The 3,386-nt window shown below is 63.1% G+C and carries 1 protein-coding gene; it reads left to right on the top strand.

What is annotated here, in order from left to right; translation table 11 throughout:
* Positions 1 to 66: 66 nt before the first annotated feature.
* On the top strand, positions 67 to 3,386 hold a 3,320-nt coding region (rpoC, locus tag AC1DQP_RS18430; protein ID WP_478052196.1), incomplete at its 3' end, for a DNA-directed RNA polymerase subunit beta'.

The raw sequence follows: 3,386 nt of genomic DNA, 5'->3' as shown, positions 1-3,386 counted from the left end.
CCCCCCCGCCACCCGTTTGTTTACTGACAGCCCATCGACAAGATTTCCTCCTTTCGGAGAAACACCATGAAAGACTTGCTCAACCTCTTCAACCAGCAGCGCCAGACGCTGGACTTCGACGCGATCAAGATCGCGCTGGCCTCGCCGGACCTGATCCGTTCGTGGTCCTTCGGCGAAGTGAAGAAGCCGGAAACCATCAACTACCGTACGTTCAAGCCGGAACGTGACGGCCTGTTCTGCGCCGCCATCTTCGGACCGGTCAAGGACTACGAGTGCCTGTGCGGCAAGTACAAGCGCATGAAGCACCGCGGCGTGGTCTGCGAAAAGTGCGGCACCGAAGTCACCCTGGCCAAGGTGCGTCGCGAGCGCATGGGCCACATCGACCTGGCTTCGCCGGTCGCGCACATCTGGTTCCTCAAGTCGCTGCCGTCGCGCATCGGCCTGATGCTGGACATGACCCTGCGTGACATCGAACGCGTGCTGTACTTCGAAGCCTACGTGGTGACCGAGCCGGGTCTGACGACCCTGGAGCGCCGTCAGCTGCTGACCGAAGAGCAGTACCTGCAGGCACGCCAGGAACACGGCGACGACTTCGATGCCGCCATGGGCGCCGAGGCCGTGTACGAACTGCTGCGCACCATCGACCTGCAGTCGGAAATGACCCGCCTGCGCGAAGAAGTCGCCAGCACCGGTTCGGAAACCAAGCTCAAGCGTCTGACCAAGCGCATCAAGCTGGTCGAGGCCTTCCTCGAGTCGGGCAACCGTCCGGAGTGGATGGTCATGACCGTGCTGCCGGTGCTGCCGCCGGACCTGCGTCCGCTGGTGCCGCTGGACGGTGGCCGCTTCGCGACCTCCGACCTGAACGATCTGTACCGCCGCGTCATCAACCGCAACAACCGCCTGCGCCGCCTGCTCGAGCTGAACGCGCCGGACATCATCGTGCGCAATGAAAAGCGCATGCTGCAGGAATCGGTCGATGCGCTGCTGGACAACGGCCGTCGTGGCCGTGCCATCACCGGCACCAACAAGCGCCCGCTGAAGTCGCTGGCCGACATGATCAAGGGCAAGCAGGGTCGCTTCCGCCAGAACCTGCTGGGCAAGCGCGTGGACTACTCGGGCCGTTCGGTCATCGTGGTCGGTCCGTACCTGCGCCTGCACCAGTGCGGCCTGCCGAAGAAGATGGCGCTTGAGCTGTTCAAGCCGTTCGTGTTCGCCAAGCTGCAGCGTCGTGGCCTGGCCACCACCATCAAGGCCGCCAAGAAGCTGGTCGAGCGCGAAGAAGCCGAAGTCTGGGACATCCTGGAAGAGGTCATCCGCGAACATCCGGTGATGCTGAACCGTGCGCCGACCCTGCATCGTCTGGGCATCCAGGCGTTCGAGCCGGTGCTGATCGAAGGCAAGGCCATCCAGCTGCACCCGCTGGTCTGCACCGCGTTCAACGCCGACTTCGACGGTGACCAGATGGCCGTCCACGTGCCGCTCTCGCTGGAAGCCCAGCTGGAAGCGCGTGCGCTGATGATGTCCACCAACAACATCCTGTCGCCGGCCAACGGCGAGCCGATCATCGTGCCGTCGCAGGACGTCGTGCTGGGTCTGTACTACATGACCCGCTCGCTGGAGAACAAGAAGGGCGAGGGCATGGCCTTCGCCAACATCTCCGAAGTCAAGCGCGCCTACGACAACCGCGTGGTCGAACTGCACGCACGCGTCAAGGTCCGCATCACCGAAGTGGTGACCGACGAGGACGGCAACAAGCAGAACAAGACCTCGATCGTGGACACCACGATCGGTCGCGCCCTGCTGGCTGAAATCCTGCCGGAAGGCCTGCCGTTCGCGCTGGCCAACACCGAGCTGACCAAGAAGAACATCAGCCGCCTGATCAACTCCAGCTACCGCCAGCTGGGCTTGAAGGACACGGTCGTGTTCGCCGACAAGCTGATGTACACCGGCTTTGCCTACGCCACCCGTGCCGGCGTGTCGATCGGCATCGACGACATGCTGATCCCGGACGAGAAGAAGGGCATCCTCACCGAGGCCGAAGCCGAAGTGCTGGAAATCCAGGAGCAGTACCAGTCGGGCCTGGTCACCGCCGGCGAACGCTACAACAAGGTGGTCGACATCTGGTCGCGTACCAATGAACGCATCGCCAAGGCGATGATGGACACCATTGGTACCGAGAAGGTGATCAACGCCAAGGGCGAGACCATCGACCAGAAGTCGATGAACTCGCTGTACATCATGGCCGACTCCGGTGCGCGTGGTAGCCAGGCGCAGATCCGTCAGCTGGCCGGTATGCGTGGCCTGATGGCGCGACCGGATGGCTCGATCATCGAAACGCCCATCAAGGCGAACTTCCGTGAAGGCCTGAACGTGCAGGAGTACTTCAACTCTACGCACGGTGCCCGTAAGGGTCTGGCCGATACCGCGCTGAAGACGGCGAACTCGGGTTACCTGACCCGTCGTCTGGTCGACGTGGCGCAGGACGTGGTCATCACCGAGGTGGATTGCGGTACCACCGAAGGCCTGACCATGACCCCGATCGTGGAAGGCGGCGACGTCGTGGAGCCGTTGAAGGACCGCGTGCTGGGTCGTGTCGTGGCCGAGGACGTGTTCCTGCCGGGCAACGACGAAGATCCGATCGTGACCCGCAACACCCTGCTCGACGAGCAGTGGGTGGCCCTGCTTGAAGATGCCAGCGTGCAGTCGGTGAAGGTCCGTTCGACCATCTCCTGCGCCTCGCCCTTCGGTGTCTGCGCCCATTGCTACGGCCGCGATCTGGCCCGTGGCCACATCGTCAACATCGGTGAAGCGGTTGGCGTCATCGCCGCCCAGTCGATCGGTGAGCCGGGTACCCAGCTGACCATGCGTACGTTCCACATCGGTGGTGCGGCATCGCGTGCGGCTGCGGTCGACAACGTCACCGTGAAGACCACCGGTTCGGTGAAGTTCAACAACCTGAAGTCGGTCGAGCACGCCAGCGGTTCGCTGGTGGCGGTCTCGCGTTCGGGTGAAATCTCGGTGCTCGATGCCCACGGTCGTGAGCGTGAGCGTTACAAGCTGCCCTACGGCTCGACCATTGCGTCCAAGGATGGCGACCAGGTCAAGGCTGGCCAGACCGTGGCCAACTGGGACCCGCATAACCACCCGATCGTGTCCGAAGTGGCCGGTTTCATCCGCTTCATCGACTTCATCGACGGCGTCACCGTCATCGAGAAGACCGACGAACTGACCGGCCTGGCATCGCGTGAAATCACCGATCCGAAGCGTCGTGGCTCGCAGGCCAAGGAACTGCGCCCGATCGTGCGTATCGTGGATGGCAAGGGCAATGACCTGACCATTCCGAACACCGATCTGCCGGCCCAGTACCTGCTGCCGCCGCGTTCCAT

The organism is Stenotrophomonas sp. P5_A8, from assembly GCF_056400545.1.
Note: the sequence above shows the minus strand (reverse complement) of the source record. Positions and strands in the feature narration are given on the sequence as shown.